Raw genomic sequence first — 18962 nt, 5'->3', positions numbered from 1 at the left:
ACTATGGATTAGCTTGATTGAATAAATTGAGTGATATAAGACAGGTAAACGATTGCTCTAGGCAATAAACATAAGAATGGGTTTCAGCTCATCAAAATCGGTTTAGGTGGCACTAGGCGCTACCATGTTTAGGAAATAAAGAGGGTAATTAATATATGGCGACAATGAAGGATGTTGCTCAGCTGGCCGGTGTTTCAACTGCAACAGTATCGCGTGCTCTAATGAACCCGGAAAAAGTATCTTCAGCCACAAGGAAGCGGGTCGAAGATGCAGTTTTAGAAGCCGGATATTCACCAAATTCTCTGGCGCGCAACCTGCGCCGAAATGAGTCCAAAACCATTATTGCTATCATCCCAGATATTTGTGATCCCTACTACACAGAGATTATTCGCGGGATAGAAGATGCAGCAATGGAGCATGGGTACATAGTACTGCTAGGAGATAGTGGTCAGCAGAAAAAACGAGAAAGTTCTTTTGTTAACCTTGTCTTTACTAAGCAGGCAGATGGTATGTTGCTGCTTGGTACGGATCTGCCATTTGACGTCAGCAAACCAGAGCAGAAAAACTTGCCACCTATGGTGATGGCGTGTGAATTTGCTCCAGAGCTGGAATTGCCGACGGTTCACATTGACAACCTGACATCGGCATTTGAAGCAGTGAACTATCTGACACAAATGGGGCATAAACGTATTGCCCAGATTTCTGGGCCGGACTCAGCTGTATTGTGTCAATTCCGTTTCCAAGGTTACCAGCAAGCACTGCGTCGAGCGGGGATCACGATGAACCCCAACTACACTATCTACGGTGATTTCTCGTTTGAAGATGGCGCAAAAGCAGTGAGACAGCTTCTATCTCTACCTGAGCCTCCAACTGCTATTTTCTGTCACAACGATGCAATGGCCATTGGTGCGATTCAGGAAGCGAAGAAATTAGGCTTACGAGTACCACAAGATCTTTCAGTCGTTGGCTTCGATGATATTCAATTTGCTCAGTACTGCGATCCACCGCTGACCACTATTTCTCAGCCGCGCTATGAAATAGGCCGTCAAGCGATGTTGATGATGTTGGAGTTGTTGCGAGGACATGATGTTCGAGCAGGTTCAAGATTGTTGGAAACTCAGTTAGTGGTCAGAGAAAGTGCCGCTCCACCGCGAGTCATCTGAGGATAGCTTTCTCCTCAGCGGTGCATTTTGATGCGCCGCTTCCATTTCCCCTCTGTAATCAGGGCGCGAACTGCATTACCATAGCCAAAGAGGTAATAGATATTGATGTACAGCAGTGGCAAATAGAGATTATGTAAAGCGCGGTCGTGGTAACAGCGGGCGCAAACCCGTGCGTAAAAAGTCGGCTCCCAAAAGAAAGCCATGGCGAAGCGGGTTACTGGCAATTTTGCTGGTAGGAGGGTTTGGCTACGGACTTTATACATTGAACAATGACCCTGAGCCCCCCCAGCCTGTTGTGCAGCAAACCAAGCCGAAACCTAAACCAAAGGCTGATAAGGTGTTACCACCTCCTCCGGAAGAAAAATGGGACTACGTTGAATCCCTTCCCAGTCGTGAGATTGAAGTCACAGCCAAGGCGCAGGTGGTGTCCGAGATCCCTTATATCATGCAGTGTGGGGCGTACACTAATGCTTCTCAGGCCGAAGCGCGTAAGCTCGATATTGCTTTTCAGGGGATCAACAGCAAGATCCGCAAGAAAGAGGGTAGCAAATGGTATCGTGTGGTGTTAGGGCCATATAAGTTCAAGCGTGATGCAGAACGAGATAAGCACAAACTTCAGCGTGCTAAGATTGAACCTTGTGCGATCTGGAAAGACAGTCAGTAGATAAATGAAGCGAGCCAATTGGCTCGCTTTCTTGTATAGAGCCTAAGTTCGCTAGAGATTTTGTTCTACGCGTTTGTAGCAATATCTTGATGCTCATTGCTTCCTTTAAGCGTGCTCCTTAGCACCGACTGCCCTTGAATTCCCTTTAAGCTAACCTCATATATCTTCTAACACTAAGATGAAAACTATTATGAGGCCCTACTCGTGACTACCATTGTATCTGTACGTCGTAACAACAAAGTCGTCATCGCTGGTGATGGACAAGTATCTCTGGGTAACACAGTAATGAAGGGTAATGCGCGCAAAGTGCGCCGCCTGTACAACAACAAAGTGCTTGCTGGCTTTGCTGGTGGTACAGCGGATGCCTTCACGTTGTTTGAAAAGTTTGAAAGCAAGTTGCAGATGCATCAAGGGCATTTGACGAAAGCGGCGGTAGAGTTGGCCAAAGACTGGCGTAGTGACCGTGCGCTGCGCAAATTAGAAGCGCTATTGGCTGTGGCGGATGAGACTGCCTCTTTGATCATCACAGGTAATGGTGATGTGGTTCAGCCTGAAAATGATCTGATTGCGATCGGTTCCGGCGGTAATTTTGCTCAAGCTGCAGCGACCGCATTACTAGAGAACACCGAACTGGATGCGCGTGATATTGCTGAAAAATCATTGAAAATTGCCGGTGATATTTGTGTGTTTACTAATCATCACCACACTATCGAAGAACTAGAAATTCCAGCTCTATTAAGTGCTGAATAACCCAAGATAGTGGCTACTAGAATTTAAGGAATTTGATTATGTCTGAAATGACTCCTCGCGAAATTGTGCATGAACTGAACCGCCATATTATCGGTCAAGATAATGCGAAACGCTCTGTAGCAATTGCACTACGTAATCGCTGGCGTCGTATGCAGCTAGAAGAAAGCTTGCGTGCCGAAGTTACCCCGAAAAATATTTTGATGATTGGTCCTACGGGCGTGGGTAAAACGGAAATCGCTCGCCGTCTTGCAAAGTTGGCGAACGCGCCATTTATCAAGGTGGAAGCGACCAAATTTACTGAAGTAGGTTACGTTGGTAAAGAGGTCGAGACTATCATTCGTGATCTGACGGATGTTGCCATCAAGATGACGCATCAGCAAGCAATGGAAAAAGTAAAATTCCGTGCTGAAGAACAAGCTGAAGAACGTGTTCTTGATGCGCTTTTACCACCCGCACGAGATGCATGGGGGCAAAACGAGCAACAGGACGAAAGTGCTTCAAATACACGTCAAATTTTCCGCAAGAAGCTACGTGAAGGCAAGCTAGACGACAAAGAGATCGAAATCGATGTGGCAGCTCCTCAGATGGGTGTTGAGATCATGGCGCCTCCTGGTATGGAAGAGATGACTAACCAACTGCAGGGTATGTTCCAAAACCTAGCGGGCGATACCAAGAAGAAGCGTAAACTGAAAATTAAAGATGCCTTCAAGGCGCTCACAGAAGAAGAAGCTGCAAAGCTTGTGAACCAAGAGGAGCTAAAAGAGCAGGCAATCTTTAATGTTGAAAACAACGGTATCGTATTTATCGATGAAATAGACAAGATCTGTAAGCGCGGTGAAAGCTCTGGCCCAGATGTGTCTCGCGAAGGTGTTCAGCGTGACTTACTGCCGCTTATTGAAGGCAGTACGGTCTCAACCAAGCATGGTATGGTAAAAACTGATCACATTTTGTTTGTTACGTCTGGCGCATTCCAAGTGGCAAAACCATCAGATCTTATCCCTGAATTACAAGGTCGCTTGCCAATTCGTGTTGAACTAGAAGCGCTCTCAAGCAATGACTTCAAACGTATTCTGACAGAGCCTAAAGCATCGTTGACAGAGCAGTACATTGCCCTGATGAAAACTGAAGATGTGGATATCGAATTTACCGAGGATGGTATTACTCAAATTGCTGAAGCGGCGTGGACGGTTAACGAAACCACGGAAAACATTGGCGCTCGTCGCCTGCATACTGTGATGGAACGCTTGATGGATGAGATCTCGTTTGAAGCAACGGATAAATCCGGCTCGAAATTGACGATAGACTCTGACTATGTAAAAGCCAAACTGGGCAATACAGTCGAAGATGAAGATCTGAGTCGTTTTATTCTTTAGCTTCACTTAGATAGTAATAAGCCCGCTCCATTGAGCGGGCTTATTTTATCACCAAGAACTCAGTTGTTTAAATCATAAAGATAAAGATCACTGCGAGGGCAGAGATCAAGCCTGCAAATGCGTAACAAGCGATTTTTCCGACCAAACCGGTATGGAATTTAAGGTCGTGCATACCATGATGAACACGGTGCATTGCATGCCACATTGGTAGCGCGAGTGTACCAATGATAAATAGAGCGCCAATGATGCTTGTGGCAAAATCAACCACTCGCTCATAGCTTAGGGCTTCTGCATTGATGATGCCTAATGGAGCAAGTACACCAAGAACCAGAATCGTCACTGGTGTAATCATGGCAAACCAAGTACCGCCAGCGCCAAACAGTCCCCACCAAATTGGTTCATCAGAACGCTTAGGAGCTCTATCTACAGAAAAATTAGGTTTCATAGTCATAGCTCCTTAAGCGATTACTAGCACAATCAGAGAAATAAATGCCACGGCTGCCCATTGAGTAAGCACAATGATCTTCTTATCCACTGGCTTACCTTTTAAGCGAATCGGCATTACCTGCGGCATCATGCTGAAGAACGTTTGAGCATGCAGTAGGCTACCCGCAAGTGCAACGATGTTAATCGCGACTACAAGTGGATTGGCCATAAACTCAATCCAACCTTGCCACGCTTCTGGCCCTTTTACTAAGCAACCTAAACCGAAAGTTAGGAAGAGCGTAAAGAGGATCAGAGGCAGCACCGTTGCTTCACGCAGCATGTAGAAGCGGTAAAATGGATGATCTTTCCACCAAGTGCGTTTTACCTCGCGAACGTAAGGTTTACGGTTACTCATCTTACGCCTCCTGTGTAGTCTTTGTTGGTGTGCCATCAGGCTTGAACATTGAGATCACGAAGTCCATAGAAGACTCGACCTTACCTTGGTTTACTGCAGCTGCAGGGTCTACATTCTTCGGACAAACTTCAGAACAGTAACCCACAAAGGTACAGCCCCAAGCACCGTTCTCGCCATTAATGAGTGACATACGCTCATCTTTACCGTTGTCACGACTGTCGAGGTTGTAACGATGGGCAAGAGTCAGTGCTGCAGGGCCTATGAACTCTGGGTTTAGACCAAACTGCGGACACGCTGCGTAACATAGACCACAGTTGATGCAACCAGCGAACTGCTTGTACTTAGCCATTTGCTCTGGCGTTTGTAGGTTAGTGCCGTCTTCAGGTTTACGATCGTTACCGATGATGTAAGGCTTGATGGCTTCAAGGCGCTCAATGAATGGCGTCATGTCGACAATCAAGTCTTTCTCGATTGGGAAGTTTGCTAATGGCTCGATCTTCACGCCGTTTGGGTAGTCACGGAGGAAGCTTTTGCAAGCAAGTTTTGGTACGCCGTTCACCATGATGCCGCATGAACCACAGATCGCCATACGACAAGACCAACGGTAAGACAGATCTTTATCTAGGTTATCTTTGATGTAGCCAAGTGCATCAAGGGTCGACATAGTTTCATCGAATGGCACTTCAAAGGTCTGGAAATGCGGTTCTGCGTCTTTCTCTGGGTCATAACGCAGGATCTCTACTTTTTGGATGCGATTTGCTGACATTATGCTTGCTCCTCTGCGTTCTTCTGTGCCGCTTTTGCTGCTTCTTCAGCGGCTGCTTTCTCAGCAGCTTCACCGTATAGACGAGCTTTAGGCTGTGACTTAGTGATAGTCACCTTGCTGTAGTCGATAGTTGGCGCTGCATCTGGTTGGAAGAAAGCCAGAGAGTGTTTGAGGAACTCTACGTCATCACGTTCAGTACAGCCATCATCTAGACGCTGATGGGCACCACGCGACTCTTTACGCAGGATCGCAGAGTGAACCATTGCTTCTGCGACTTCTAGGCCGTAACCGACTTCGATAGCGTACAGAAGGTCAGTGTTGAACACTTTGCCTTTGTCTTTGATGCTGATGCGCTTGTAACGTTCTTTCAACTCAGTGATTTTGTCTATGGTGGCTTGCATCAAATCTTCTTGGCGGTAGATACCACAGCCCGCTTCCATGGTATGACCCATTTCAGTGCGGATATCTGCCCAGTTTTCATCGCCTTCTTGGTTCATTAGTGCTGCGATACGCTGCTCAACATCTTTGACTTGAGCTGCAATAGACTCTTCGTTCCAGCCCTTGAATTCTGCTGCACGCTTCACAGCTTGTTCACCAGCAACACGGCCGAATACCACGAACTCAGCCAGTGAGTTAGAACCTAGACGGTTAGCGCCGTGAAGACCAACAGAAGCACATTCACCTACCGCGAATAGACCTTTAATGCGCGTTTCACATTCGCCGTTCGTTTCAATGCCACCCATGGTGTAGTGTACCGTTGGACGAATTGGAATCGGCTCTTTCGCAGGGTCAACGTTAACGTATGCTTTCGCTAGCTCACAGATAAACGGTAGACGCTCTTGCAGGTACTCTTCACCAAGGTGGCGAAGGTCTAGATGAACCACATCACCTAGAGGGTGTTTAATGGTGTTGCCTTTCTGCTGTTCGTGCCAGAAAGCCTGAGAAACCTTGTCGCGAGGACCGAGTTCCATGTATTTGTTCTTTGGCTGGCCAACTGGAGTTTCAGGGCCCATACCGTAATCTTGTAGGTAACGGTAGCCGTTCTTGTTAACGATGATACCGCCTTCACCACGACAGCCTTCAGTCATCAGAATACCTGTTCCTGGAAGACCAGTTGGATGGTACTGAACGAATTCCATATCACGTAGAGGTACGCCATGACGGTAAGCCATTGCCATGCCATCACCGGTTACGATACCGCCGTTAGTATTACAGTGATAAACACGACCTGCGCCACCTGTTGCTAAAACAACAGACTTGGCTTTAATCGTAACGAGTTCACCTTCTGACATGTGAATGGCGATAAGACCTTGCACTTCACCTTCATCGACAAGAAGATCCACCACAAAGTACTCATCAAAACGTTTGATATTGTCGTACTTCATTGATGTCTGGAATAGGGTGTGAAGCATGTGGAAGCCAGTTTTATCTGCCGCGAACCATGTACGCTCAACCTTCATACCACCAAAGCGGCGTACGTTGACTTCCCCGTTTTCTTTACGACTCCATGGGCAGCCCCATTGCTCCATTTGGATCATTTCGCGAGTCGCGTTTTCTACAAAATATTCGACAACGTCCTGTTCACATAGCCAGTCACCACCACCAACGGTGTCGTTGAAGTGATTGTCTAGGCTATCTTCATCCTTGATAACTGCTGCTGAGCCACCCTCTGCTGCGACTGTGTGAGAACGCATTGGATAAACTTTAGAAATTAGTGCGACTTCTAAATCAGGGTTTGCTTCAGCTGCTGCAATAGCAGTGCGAAGACCAGCGCCGCCAGCGCCGATGACTGCGATATCTGTGATGATAGTTTGCACAGTTATCCTCCAGTGTGAAATTGCGGAGTGTTCCGCTTGTTATCATAAAATGAGGGAATTCCCCCAAAAGTGGTAGGGGTAGTGTAGAAGAGTATCGTTATGGAAAAGTTGATGTATTTAGGTTTTTTCCCCAGTAATGCATATGAGAGCATAGAAAATACAGGTTATGTGATTACTATCACGGCAAACTTATTTTAGCTCTAAGTCTCTGCAGAACCCGCTGTTACGGGTATGTTGCGAGTGAGATTTGTTATTAATTTCATCAATGTTAAAGCTGGGGAATTATTTCTTGTAGTACGTTATTTTAACGCTTCAAGCTAAGAGCTGTTCATTTGCAATCTGAGTGAAAGATGATAGTTTGCGCCACAATACATCGTCACGAGAGAAGAGCTATGCAGGCAGATTGGCAACCCACGGCAAGCATTGAACAGTTAAGGCAACGCGCGGATTTGATTGGGCAGATACGTCAGTTTTTTAAGGATAAAAACGTCCTTGAGGTTGATACACCCGCGATGAGTCATGCAACAGTGACAGATATTCATTTGCACACGTTTCAAACCAAATTTGTTGGCCCTGGCTATTCGCAAGGTAAGAATCTCTATCTAATGACCAGCCCAGAGTTTCATATGAAGCGTTTGCTAGCTGCAGGAAGTGGCTGTATCTACCAGATCTGTAAATCTTTTCGCAATGAAGAAAATGGCCGATATCACAACCCTGAGTTCACCATGCTTGAGTGGTATCGGATTGGCTTTGATCACCATCAGTTGATGGATGAGATGGATGAGCTACTGCAACTGATTCTGAAGGTTGGAGCCGCAGATCGTATGACCTATCAACAGGCTTTTCTCTCAATATTGAAAATTTGTCCGCTAGAGGCGTCGATGGAAGAGCTGAAAGTAACGGCTGATTTGTTAGGACTTAGTGATATTGCTCAGCCAGAACAGGACAGAGACACCTTGCTGCAACTATTATTTAGCGTTGGAGTTGAGCCTGAAATCGGTCAGCAAGTTCCTGCCTTTGTGTACGATTTTCCTGCGTCACAAGCGGCATTGGCAAAGATAAACGACCAAGACAGCCGTGTTGCCGATCGCTTTGAGGTGTATTCTAAAGGAATAGAGTTAGCAAATGGCTTCCATGAACTGGATAGGGCCGAAGAGCAGCTTAAACGCTTTGAGCTAGATAACGTTAAACGACAACAAATGGGCCTAACCACACAACCCATTGACCATCATTTGATTAAGGCATTAGAAGCAGGCTTACCACGATGCGCAGGAGTGGCATTAGGTATCGATCGTCTAGTTATGCTGGCAACCAATAATGATCATATTGATAAGGTAACCGCATTCCCTTTCCCTAGAGCGTAAGAGTAAAAGGCTGGCAGCACTGCCAGCCTTCGCCAATTCTACTCAACGGTGCTAGGCCGTTGATACCATTGAGAACGAACGTCTGTTTTCTCAAATAGGTTGTATTGTTTCTTCAGCATTTGCCCGCCATCTCGGGTAATTGGCTCCCAAGAGATGTCAGCGCGACTGGTACTTGGCTTAATCGTCATGATGTCCAGAGGAATCGAAATATAGAAGCCTTTGTTATAGCTTCCTTCACCATACTCTTCTGCTGTCAGATCGGTAAAGGTCGCGTATGCACCGACGATAACTCCAGAATTAAATTGCTTAGAAAAATCGAAGCGAGCTCCTACCTAGCTGAGACTGAGATTTAGAGTGATGTCTAAATTACTAAAGTGCTTTCTTACGGTACATATTTACCGTCAAATAAACCCGTACCGCTAAAATAACGAACTTCAATTGATGTCTCAGGCAGCCAGTCCTCTTCTTGCCAAAGACGGACTTTGGTGTAGATCCCTTTATCGGTTCTCCGCTGTAGAAAGGAGGGCTAATACATAGTAGTTCGGGCCACGTGTGTAGTTTACGTTTGAATCGAACCAGTTCATCAATTGTATTGTCACTGTCAGTATCACTCATTTATCACCTTTTGTTGCTCAGCAATGGACTCAATGGTTAGTTAAGGAGCTGAACTTATGGATGAAAGAAGAATCTTTAACGGAAACCAATCGCAATATTGAGTATCTAGAACAGCAGTTAGAACGAACTAAAGTGGTAGATATGCAGAACGTGTTTTATCAATTGATTGAGGAACAAACTAAGACACTCATGCTAGCTGAGGTGAAAGATGAATATGCGTTTAAAGTGATTGACCCCCCGGTTGTACCAGAAGAAAAAGTTGGACCCAAACGAGCATTGATATGCGTATTAGCGACGTTGCTGGGAGGGATGTTGGGAATTGCTATTGTACTGGTTCGTTATGCATTTGGTCGAGAGAATGATGCGCTTATTGTACATCAAGCTTAAGGTGGCCTCGCCTTAAGTTCTTATCCTCGCTATACTCCCAAACTGAATTTGAGTCCAGAGCTGCTTATATTTAGGCCGCTCTACAATTTAAGAGCACAGGACATGCAAGAATATATCGCATTTTTTCAAGAGAACATGATACTTTCTCTAGTATGGGTGGGCCTTTTGGTTGCCTTAATCATGAATATCGTAAAATCCACAACGGCGGCATATAAAGAAGTGACGGCCTCTCAAACGACACAACTGATGAATCGTGAAAATGGTGTTGTGGTTGATATTCGTAGTAAAGACGAGTTCCGTAAGGGGCATATTACTGATGCAGTTCACATTTTACCTTCTGACATTAAAGCAGGTAATTTAGGTAGTCTTGAAAACCATAAATCTAACCCAATTATTGTGGTATGCAAAACGGGCCAAACAGCGCAAGAGAGTGCTAATCTCCTAGCAAAAGCTGGCTTTGAAAATGTTAGTTTGCTGAAGAATGGTTTAATCGCTTGGAATGAAGCGAATTTGCCTCTGGTAAAAGGCAAGAAGTAAATTGCATGAATTTTACGAAAGCGCTGAATAAAAAATCAGCGCTTATTAGAGAGAGATGTGAACAATTCCACGAATTGTTTGGAAAACCTAGTCACAATCAACTCTCTCAGTTAGTCTCCAAGCAGACGACTTGATCTATTAAAGGATTTTTAAAATGGCTGAAGCAGCACCCCAACAAGAAGCGCAAAATTTCGCAATCCAACGTATTTTCTTAAAAGACGTCTCTTTTGAAGCGCCTAACTCACCAAATATGTTCCAGAAAGAGTGGAACCCTGATGTGAAATTGGACTTAGACACCCAGAGCCGTGAGCTAGGTGAAGGTGTGTACGAAGTGGTTTTACGCCTAACCGTGACGGTTAAAAACGAAGAAGAAACAGCATTTCTATGTGAAGTACAACAAGGTGGTATCTTCACAGCGGAGAAGATGGAAGCAGGCCAGCTTGCGCATTGTCTAGGTGCGTTCTGCCCTAATATTCTATTCCCATATGCTCGTGAGACGATTTCTAGCTTAGTGGTTAAAGGTACGTTCCCACAACTTAACCTAGCACCAGTTAACTTTGATGCTCTGTTTATGAACTACCTACAGCAGCAAGCTCAGCAAGAAGGTACAGCGGAAGCTTAATTGTTTCATCGCTATTTCTTAAAGAAATGCACAGAGCATCGAGGGATGTGCTGTGCATTTTTTATTTATTGCTGATAATAGTGCCTTACACTGAAATCATTCCAAGTTCCACATATTAGATACGATCAGGCGGATTAATGACGGACTCAGACATTCAAAACAGCTATGGTAAAGAGATAGCAATGACAGTGCTTGGCGCGGGTTCCTATGGTACTTCTCTAGCTATTTCACTCGCGAGAAATGGTGCGAATGTGGTGATTTGGGGGCATGACCCTGAGCATATGGCGCGCTTGGAATCTGATAGAGCTAATCACGAATTTTTACCGGCGATTGATTTTCCTGACTCACTGATTATTGAATCAGATCTAGAAAAGGCTGTACAGGCAAGTCGTGACCTATTGGTTGTCGTACCCAGCCATGTTTTTGGTATTGTACTGAATAATGTTAAGCCTTACCTAAGGCCGGACTCCAGAATTTGTTGGGCAACCAAAGGGCTTGAGCCTGAAACAGGTCGATTGTTGAAAGAAGTTGCAGTTGAAGCTTTAGGAGAAAGCCACCCAATGGCGGTTTTGTCAGGGCCGACCTTTGCTAAAGAGCTAGCGATGGGAATGCCAACAGCAATCTCGGTGGCTTCTCCTGATAAAGGTTTTGTTTCTGATCTGCAGGAGAAAATTCATTGCAGTAAGACCTTTCGAGTATATGCCAACAGCGATTTCACCGGTATGCAGTTGGGTGGTGCGGTGAAGAATGTGATTGCTATAGGGGCTGGAATGTCCGATGGCATTGGTTTTGGTGCGAATGCACGTACGGCATTAATTACCCGTGGTCTTGCGGAAATGACACGTCTTGGCGCTGCATTAGGCGCGCAGCCAGAGACCTTCATGGGTATGGCAGGACTTGGCGATTTGGTTTTGACTTGCACAGATAATCAATCACGTAACCGCCGTTTCGGGCTCGCTCTAGGACAAGGTAAAGATGTCGATATGGCGCAGGAAGAGATTGGCCAAGTTGTTGAAGGCTACCGCAACACAAAAGAGGTTTGGTTGCTGTCTCAGAGAATGGGCGTGGAGATGCCGATTGTTGACCAAATTTATCAAGTATTGTATCAAGGAAAAGATGCTCACTTGGCAGCAAAAGATTTGCTTGCTCGAGATAAGAAATCAGAGGCGTAAACGCTGATAGAAATGGAAAGCGATAAGCACTTAAGCCGGCTTAGGTGAAGGGTTGATAAATGAAACATTGTGAAAAACAGAAAGTCTGGCAAGCCATTGTCCGTGAAGCTCGAGAGCTGTCAGAGCAGGAGCCGATGCTCGCAAGCTTCTACCATGCGACGATCATTAAGCATGAGAGCTTAGCTGCTGCTCTAAGCTATATTTTGGCGAACAAGCTGAACACAGCTTCGATGCCAGCGATGGCTGTTCGTGAAGTCGTAGAAGAAGCTTTTAACGCTGATCACTCGATCACGGAGGCCGCGGCTTGTGATATCTGTGCAACAGTGAATCGAGACCCTGCGGTTTCCATGTATTCAATGCCTCTTTTATACCTCAAAGGCTATCATGCTCTGCAAGGCTATCGTGTAGCAAACTGGCTATGGAGCCAGGGGCGCATTGCTTTGGCGACTTACTTGCAAAATCAAATTTCAGTTGCGTGCCAAGTTGATATTCATCCTGCTGCGAAAATTGGCCAAGGCATCATGCTGGATCACGCAACCGGCATAGTGATTGGTGAAACGGCTGTGGTTGAAAATGATGTATCGATCTTGCAAGACGTGACGTTGGGCGGCACGGGGAAAGAGTGCGGTGATCGTCACCCTAAAATCCGAGAAGGCGTAATGATCGGAGCCGGAGCTAAGATTTTGGGTAATATTGAAGTCGGTGAGGGGGCTAAAATTGGGTCTTGCTCAGTGGTGCTGCAAGCTGTCCCTGCTCATACGACAGTGGCTGGAGTACCAGCTAAGATCGTTGGTCGACCTAAAACAGATAAGCCATCATTGGATATGGATCAACAATTCAATGGGCGCTCGCAGAGTTTTATTGGTGGCGATGGTATTTAAGAAGGTTCTTTCTTAAAAGAAAAAGGGTTGAAGCTTTGGCTTCAACCCTTTTTTGTCTCTTTAATCTAGAGAGCTTAGTTCCGCGAGCACTTCTTCTGCCCACTCAATCCATGCTTGGCGCACCAAGAGATTACGGCGAAGCGTTAAACGTTCTAAGCGTTGCTGTTTATCCAGCGTTGCAGGCGTTGAGTAATATGCGTTTTCAATTTCCTGATAGTGAGCAACTAACTTGCGTGATTCTTCAACAAGTTCTGCAAGTTGTTCACGATAAGGCGCTGAAGGCTGAACAGCACAAGCCATCAGCTTCGCAGAGAATTCATCACGAACGGTTGGGTGCGCTGTGGGTTGATCAAACCATTCACCTAATGCAACACGACCGGAGTCGGTAATAGAGTATACTTTTCGGTCTGGCTTGCCTTCTTGAGGTTCTAAAACGCATGTAACCAACTCGTTTTGAGCCATTTTATTTAGCTCACGATAAACTTGTTGGTGGCTGGCTTTCCAGAAGTAGCCAATAGTGGCCGAGAATTCTTTGGTGATATCATATCCAGTTGCGTCGCGCGTGCTTAGAACTGTCAGGATAACGTGTGGTAATGACATGTCTTCAATCCAAATGGTCAAATAACTACTAACAACTGCTTAGTTACTGTCGTGCTTCTTTGGCACTTATCATCAGTGAATGTATTTAAGCAGCGCCAACAAAGTTGGCCATGTCACCTTAAAAAAGCCGTTTTATCACCTAGAGCGATATGTAGATGTTGTTGTGTATCGCAAGGGAGCAACATTATATCTAAATAATAAGCATAAAGTGGAATAGAAGAACAAAATAAACCAAAAAACTGATAATTTGCTCAATAAATAAATATTTTGGATTATTATTCTGTAAAATCTGTATTGTTACTATTTTTTTGTTTAAATAATGCTAATTGCTTTGACGTTTTTAGAATCAGATATAGCAAAGGCTGTCTAGGATGACAGCCTTTTTGTGCTTTGGTAATGGTTTATCCAGTATTACGCATACCTGCTGCAATACCAGCAATCGTGACCATTAATGCTTCTTCAAGTTCAGGAGAAGCTGTTTCACTTTGGCGAGTGCGATAGAGTAACTCAGCTTGCAGCATGTTCAATGGCTCAACGTAGATATTTCTCAGGCGAATAGACTCTTGCCCCCAAGGATCGCTTTGCATTAAGTTTTCATTGTTTTCGACATTCAGTACGGCTTTGATGTCTTTTTGTAGCTGCGTTCGAAGCTTATCGCCAAGAGGTAAGAGCTTTGGCTCGACCAAACGTTCGTCATAGTATCGGGAGATCTCAAGGTTACATTTGGTATAAACCATCTCGAGCATGCCTAGGCGAGTGGAAAAAAACGGCCACTCACGGCACATCTCTTCAAGCAATGTTTGATGGCCCTTGTCGATAGAATACTGAATGGCTTCTCCTGCTCCTAACCATGCTGGCAAGACTAAACGGTTTTGGCTCCAAGAGAAGATCCATGGAATCGCACGCAAGCTTTCTACGCCACCTTTAGGGTTACGTTTCGCTGGACGAGAACCAAGAGGCAATTTGCCGAGTTCTAATTCAGGGGTAGTCTGACGGAAGTAAGGAACAAAGTCAGGTTCACCACGGACGACTCGTCGATAAGCTTCACAACTCACTTCTGATAGGACATTCATCAGATCGCGCCATTCCTGTTTCGGCTCTGGTGGTGGTAGCAAGTTAGCTTCCAAAATTGCACTGGCATATAGGTTGAAGCTGTTTACTGCCACTTCTGGTAAGCCCAGCTTAAAGCGGATCATTTCGCCTTGCTCGGTTACTCGAAGGCCACCTTTCAGGCTTTTTGGTGGTTGAGATAATAAAGCGGCATGAGCCGGGGCACCACCACGGCCAATCGTTCCACCTCGACCATGGAATAGGGTGAGCTCGACTCCTTCTTCTTCAGCGACTTTCACCAAGGACTCCATCGCGTGGTATTGAGCCCAGCCTGCAGACATTACTCCGGCATCTTTCGCTGAGTCAGAATAGCCAATCATGACCATTTGGTGGTTTTGAATAAAACCACGATAGAGATCAATGCCCATCAGCTGCTTGATCACTGACTCTGCATTATTCAGATCGTCCAACGTCTCAAAAAGTGGACAGACATCCATACGATATGGGCATCCCGCTTCTTGCAGTAATAGGTGTACCGCTAAAACATCAGAGGCGGTACGCGCCATCGAAATAACGTAAGCCCCGAATGCTTCACGCGGTTGGGCTGCGACAATCTTACAGGTATCCAGTACTTCTTGGACGGGCTCTGATGGTTGCCAGTCACGTGGGAGAAGTGGACGTTTAGAAGCCAGTTCATTGGTCAGAAAGGCGATTTTGTCTTGCTCACTCCACTGGTTGTAGTCACCAATGCCAAGGTAGCGAGTCAATTCGGATAACGCATCTGAATGGCGGGTACTCTCTTGGCGGATATCCAAGCGTACCAGATGCACCCCGAAGGCTTTGATACGTCGCAGGGTATCGAGTAGAGAACCATCTGCAATAATGCCCATACCACATTCATGTAGAGATTGGTAACACGCATAAAGTGGTGCCCATAGTTGTTCGACACGCTGAAGTGGGGCTTTAACGGCTAGCTTCTGGCCGTTTACTTTTGCATCAAGTATCTCTTTGGTTTCGGTCAGTAGGGCTCGTAGTTGCTTTAGTACCGCGCGGTAAGGCTCATGTTCATCTTCACCAGCTAGTGCACGTACCGCCTCATTACAACGAGTCATTGATAGTTCGCTTACCAACTCATTGATATCATTAAGATATAGATCTGCCGCTTTCCAGCGTGACAGCAGCATCACTTCACGGGTAATGGTGTGAGTGACAAACGGGTTACCGTCACGATCCCCTCCCATCCAAGACGAGAAGTGGACAGGGCGAGCATCAATGGGCAGGCCTTCCTCAAGGTAGCCTCGTAGGCGGCCGTCCAATTCGCGTAGGAAATCAGGCACTGCTTCCCACAGTGAATTTTCTACAACCGCGAATCCCCATTTAGCTTCGTCAAGGGGAGTCGGGCGCTGCTGGCGAATGGTGTCTGAATGCCAACTTTGGGCGATCAATTGTTCGAGGCGGCGTTCTGTCTTTTGACGTTCCTTCACTGACAGATCGTTTAACTCTAATTTCGATAAGCACTTATTGATTTTGACCAGTTTGTTGATCATCGTGCGGCGTGTGATCTCAGTGGGGTGCGCTGTAAGTACCAACTCTATATTGAGGTCACGGACCGCTTGAGCGGTATCGAGTTTACTGATGCCATTTTGGCTTAGTTTGGAAAACAGGGTATTGATGGCATCGGGTTCACAGACGTGCGCATCACAATGACGAGAGATCGTATGGTACTGCTCTGCCATATTGGTGAGGTTGAGAAATTGGTTGAAGGCATGCGCAACAGGAGTGAGTTGCTCATCAGGTAAGCTTTTGATCTCTTCAATCAAGCTTTCACGATCAGATTGATTACCAGAAAGCGCGGATTTAGAAAGTTTACGAATAGTTTCTACTTTTTCTAGAAGGGCATCACCATGCGCATCCTTGATCGTGTTGCCAAGTAAATGCCCTAGCATGCTTACATTACTTCTGAGAGCAGAGTATTTCTCGTTCATTGTCATCCTGCCTTGTAAAAAAATTACATCCATTGTTCCTTGTTAAGTAGACAATCTAGCGAAAAATATCGCTTTGAGTCAAATGGTGTAGGCTAAGTTTGCAGATATTGTGCAAATGAATGTAATCAATTTGGCTAGACGGTGTTTTCTATATTTGTTGAAATTTTATTACAAAAATGCGACTCGCTTAGAATCTATATAGTGACTTAATGCCCTAAATGCTCATGCACATATTGTCGAATGAACGGGACTACTTCATTCTCAAACCAAGGGTTACGCTTTAGCCAGAGCGTATTTCGCGGCGAAGGGTGGGGTAGAGGTAAATAGCGTGGGGCCCATTGTTGCCAGACTCTCACGGTTTCAGTCAGCGTCCTCGGTTTATCTTGCAGGTAGTAATTTTGCGCATATTGGCCGATTAACAATGTCATCCCTACATTGGGTAACTGCTCAAGAATTTTATTGTGCCATTGAGGAGCGCATTCTTTTCTCGGTGGTAGGTCACCACTTTTCCCCTTACCCGGATAGCACAACCCCATGGGCATGATGGCGATATTATTTGAGTCATAAAAGTGAGCTTTGTCGAGATCAAGCCATTGACGAAGCCTGTCACCACTTGGATCATTCCAAGGGATGGAGGTGTTGTGCACTCGGGTACCTGGCGCTTGCCCTATGATTAGCAATTTGGCTTGCTTACCTGCCTGAATGATTGGATTTGCACCGAGCGGTAGCTCTGGCTCACAAAGCTTACACTGGCGAACCTCTTTGAGTAATTTTTCTAGCATTAATAACCTTTCTCGAGATCGACTTCATTGATGAGTGAAAAGCCGTCTCGCCAGCGTTGATAGTTCTCAGCAAAGATCTCGACAACTTGCTCAGGAAAACTGAGCGCGGCGATATGAGGAGTCACTGTAATGGCAGGATGATGCCAAAAGGGATGCTGGGCTTCTAGTGGTTCGTTTTCAAACACATCAAGATAGGCGTGAGTGATAGATTGGTTTTCAATCGCAGATAATAGGCCAGATTCACAGATAGCATTACCACGGCCAACATTGAACAGTAGTGCAGAGCGACAATGAGAAAGAGATTGGCTATTGAGAATATGCAGTGTATCGGGTGTACTCGGAAGCGTGTTAACAATAACGTCGACTCGGCTGAGTACACTTTCCAGCTCTTGAATATGGTAAGTCTCCGCGAAAGGCGAGTGCATGGCCGGAATGCCGCTACGATTAATGCCGATCACTTTTATGCCAAATGCTTGAGCCGTTTTGGCGAGGTGGCTACCTATCGAGCCTGTCCCTAAGACCAATAAAGTGAGTGCGCTTAGAGATTGGTAGGGTCTCGGCACCCATTTGGCCTGATTCTGACTTTCTTGATAGTGCAAAAAGTGGCGATGGTGTTGGATGAGGTATCCCAACACATATTCTGAGATTTGTTGACCAAATATCCCCTTCACATTGGTGAGAAGAAAATCAGACTTTTCTACTGTAGCGAGCGCATCCACTCCTGCATAGACAGATTGCATCCATTCTACGTTGGGAAAGTCACTAAGCCGCTTGGCGACCAGTGGTGGAGAGGCGAGTAAAATAGAAGCATCTTCTGGATTGTCGGTGATCTCGAGATCCGGTAACTGCAGCTTGTCGATCTGCTGCTGGTAAGTTTCGTTGTGCTCAGTCAGTAAATAGACTTTGTTGGTGAAATTGTTCATCGGCTTTGCTTTTTTCCACTATGGTTATCAAGTACACTTCCGCTGTCTTTTTCTGAACCAATGAGTCCCTATGCTACAGAACCCTCTTCAACTTCGTCTCGAGAAGTTAGAACCTTGGAAGCAGATTACCTTCATGGCGTGTCTGTGTGAACGTATGTACCCTAATTATGCGATGTTTTGTGACAGTACGGAATTTGCTGAGGCACGAATTTATCGCGATATTCTCGATAGTGTATGGGAACAGCTGACGGTTAAAAATGCGAAAGTAAACTATGAACGTCAGCTAGAGAAATTAGAAGAGATTATTCCGAGCTCCGAAGATTTCGACTTTTATGGGGTGTTGCCTGCTATTGATGCGTGTGTTGGACTGTCGACATTATTGCATGGTTTGCTAGATCGTGATGACTTGTTTGAAAGTATGCAAAAGGTCAGTCAACAATCAGTACAGACAGTTGCTCAGCTCGAGGAAGCTCAAACGGGTATTGATATAACCAATGAAAATCAGAAAGACAATGAAGCCGTATGTGAAGAGTGGGACGTTCAGTGGGCTATTTTCCGACCACTGAAAGACGCTCAAGAACGAGACATCGATTTAATTAAAGATCTTCGCTTAGAGCTCAGAGAAGAAGGCATGAGTAATATTGGTGTGAGCCTTTAATCTGTAACGGGA

The 18962-nt window shown here is 45.6% G+C and carries 18 protein-coding genes and 2 pseudogenes; 11 read left to right on the top strand and 9 right to left on the bottom strand.

The features are described 5' to 3' along the window. The first annotated feature begins 155 nt into the window (after nt 1-155). The 4 genes from cytR (at nt 156) to hslU (ending at nt 3950) form a co-directional block, all read left to right on the top strand. The gene (gene cytR / locus L1D23_RS13280; protein ID WP_239837977.1) at nt 156-1163 is read left to right on the top strand and encodes a DNA-binding transcriptional regulator CytR; all 1008 of its coding nucleotides are present in this window, start codon (nt 156-158) and stop codon (nt 1161-1163) included. A gap of 115 nt (nt 1164-1278) precedes the next feature. Beyond that, complete coding sequence (locus tag L1D23_RS13275) at nt 1279-1827, top strand: SPOR domain-containing protein (RefSeq protein ID WP_239866974.1); 549 nt, start codon at nt 1279-1281, stop codon at nt 1825-1827. 204 nt (nt 1828-2031) lie between these two features. After that, entirely contained in the window at nt 2032-2577 is a 546-nt protein-coding gene (hslV, locus tag L1D23_RS13270) for an ATP-dependent protease subunit HslV (RefSeq protein WP_239837981.1), read from the top strand. Between the two features lie 38 nt (nt 2578-2615). After that, on the top strand, nt 2616-3950 hold the full coding sequence (gene hslU, locus L1D23_RS13265) for an HslU--HslV peptidase ATPase subunit (protein WP_239866972.1): 1335 nt from the start codon (nt 2616-2618) through the stop codon (nt 3948-3950). 67 nt (nt 3951-4017) lie between these two features. Here hslU and frdD read toward each other — a convergent pair whose 3' ends face one another. The 4 genes from frdD to frdA are packed head-to-tail and all read right to left on the bottom strand — an operon-like array spanning nt 4018 to nt 7374. Further along, entirely contained in the window at nt 4018-4395 is a 378-nt protein-coding gene (gene frdD / locus L1D23_RS13260) for a fumarate reductase subunit FrdD (RefSeq protein ID WP_239866970.1), read from the bottom strand. A 12-nt stretch (nt 4396-4407) separates the two neighbouring features. After that, a complete protein-coding gene (frdC, locus tag L1D23_RS13255; protein ID WP_239866968.1) occupies nt 4408-4791 on the bottom strand; it encodes a fumarate reductase subunit FrdC in 384 nt (127 codons plus the stop codon). Nucleotide 4792: 1 nt separating this feature from the next. Continuing rightward, nucleotides 4793-5557: a succinate dehydrogenase/fumarate reductase iron-sulfur subunit gene (locus L1D23_RS13250; protein WP_239866966.1), complete on the bottom strand. Its 765-nt coding sequence runs from the start codon at nt 5555-5557 to the stop codon at nt 4793-4795. Beyond that, a complete protein-coding gene (gene frdA, locus L1D23_RS13245; RefSeq protein WP_239866964.1) occupies nt 5557-7374 on the bottom strand; it encodes a fumarate reductase (quinol) flavoprotein subunit in 1818 nt (605 codons plus the stop codon). The genes L1D23_RS13250 and frdA overlap by 1 nt, the downstream gene beginning before the upstream one ends. A 392-nt stretch (nt 7375-7766) precedes the next feature. On the opposite strand from frdA, the gene epmA reads away from it, so the two are divergent. Further along, the gene (gene epmA / locus L1D23_RS13240) at nt 7767-8738 is read left to right on the top strand and encodes an elongation factor P--(R)-beta-lysine ligase (RefSeq protein WP_239866962.1); all 972 of its coding nucleotides are present in this window, start codon (nt 7767-7769) and stop codon (nt 8736-8738) included. A gap of 38 nt (nt 8739-8776) precedes the next feature. On the opposite strand, the pseudogene L1D23_RS13235 reads toward epmA, so the two are convergent. Further along, nucleotides 8777-9067 (bottom strand): annotated as a pseudogene (locus tag L1D23_RS13235) (YjbH domain-containing protein); the annotation flags it as partial. Nucleotides 9068-9329: 262 nt separating this feature from the next. Between L1D23_RS13235 and L1D23_RS13230 the strand changes: the two are divergent. The 5 genes and pseudogenes from L1D23_RS13230 to cysE form a co-directional block, all read left to right on the top strand. Continuing rightward, nucleotides 9330-9740 (top strand): annotated as a pseudogene (locus L1D23_RS13230) (GNVR domain-containing protein); the annotation flags it as partial. A gap of 102 nt (nt 9741-9842) precedes the next feature. Next, nucleotides 9843-10277 (top strand): rhodanese-like domain-containing protein, encoded by a 435-nt coding sequence (locus L1D23_RS13225; protein WP_239837999.1) that lies wholly within the window; start codon nt 9843-9845, stop codon nt 10275-10277. 154 nt (nt 10278-10431) lie between these two features. Then, nucleotides 10432-10899, top strand: coding sequence for a protein-export chaperone SecB (gene secB / locus L1D23_RS13220; RefSeq protein ID WP_239866960.1), 468 nt, complete (start codon nt 10432-10434; stop codon nt 10897-10899). 137 nt (nt 10900-11036) lie between these two features. After that, nucleotides 11037-12071 (top strand): NAD(P)H-dependent glycerol-3-phosphate dehydrogenase, encoded by a 1035-nt coding sequence (gene gpsA / locus L1D23_RS13215; protein ID WP_239866958.1) that lies wholly within the window; start codon nt 11037-11039, stop codon nt 12069-12071. Between the two features lie 59 nt (nt 12072-12130). Continuing rightward, nucleotides 12131-12952, top strand: coding sequence for a serine O-acetyltransferase (gene cysE, locus L1D23_RS13210; RefSeq protein WP_239866957.1), 822 nt, complete (start codon nt 12131-12133; stop codon nt 12950-12952). A 60-nt stretch (nt 12953-13012) separates the two neighbouring features. Here cysE and L1D23_RS13205 read toward each other — a convergent pair whose 3' ends face one another. From L1D23_RS13205 to L1D23_RS13190, 4 genes are all read right to left on the bottom strand, one after another. After that, entirely contained in the window at nt 13013-13552 is a 540-nt protein-coding gene (locus L1D23_RS13205) for a PadR family transcriptional regulator (RefSeq protein WP_239866956.1), read from the bottom strand. Between the two features lie 401 nt (nt 13553-13953). Further along, nucleotides 13954-16587: a phosphoenolpyruvate carboxylase gene (gene ppc, locus L1D23_RS13200; protein WP_239866955.1), complete on the bottom strand. Its 2634-nt coding sequence runs from the start codon at nt 16585-16587 to the stop codon at nt 13954-13956. Nucleotides 16588-16793: 206 nt separating this feature from the next. Continuing rightward, a complete protein-coding gene (locus L1D23_RS13195; protein WP_239866954.1) occupies nt 16794-17369 on the bottom strand; it encodes a uracil-DNA glycosylase family protein in 576 nt (191 codons plus the stop codon). Continuing rightward, the gene (locus tag L1D23_RS13190; RefSeq protein WP_239866953.1) at nt 17369-18292 is read right to left on the bottom strand and encodes a D-2-hydroxyacid dehydrogenase; all 924 of its coding nucleotides are present in this window, start codon (nt 18290-18292) and stop codon (nt 17369-17371) included. Before L1D23_RS13190 ends, L1D23_RS13195 begins: the two co-directional genes overlap by 1 nt. 70 nt (nt 18293-18362) lie before the next feature. Between L1D23_RS13190 and L1D23_RS13185 the strand changes: the two genes are divergently transcribed. Next, nucleotides 18363-18950 (top strand): DUF416 family protein, encoded by a 588-nt coding sequence (locus tag L1D23_RS13185; protein ID WP_239866952.1) that lies wholly within the window; start codon nt 18363-18365, stop codon nt 18948-18950. The last annotated feature ends 12 nt before the right edge of the window (nt 18951-18962 follow it).

Source organism: Vibrio sp. Isolate24, assembly GCF_022398215.1.
Classification (GTDB): domain Bacteria; phylum Pseudomonadota; class Gammaproteobacteria; order Enterobacterales; family Vibrionaceae; genus Vibrio; species Vibrio coralliilyticus_A.
This window is presented reverse-complemented; position numbering and strand designations above follow the sequence as displayed.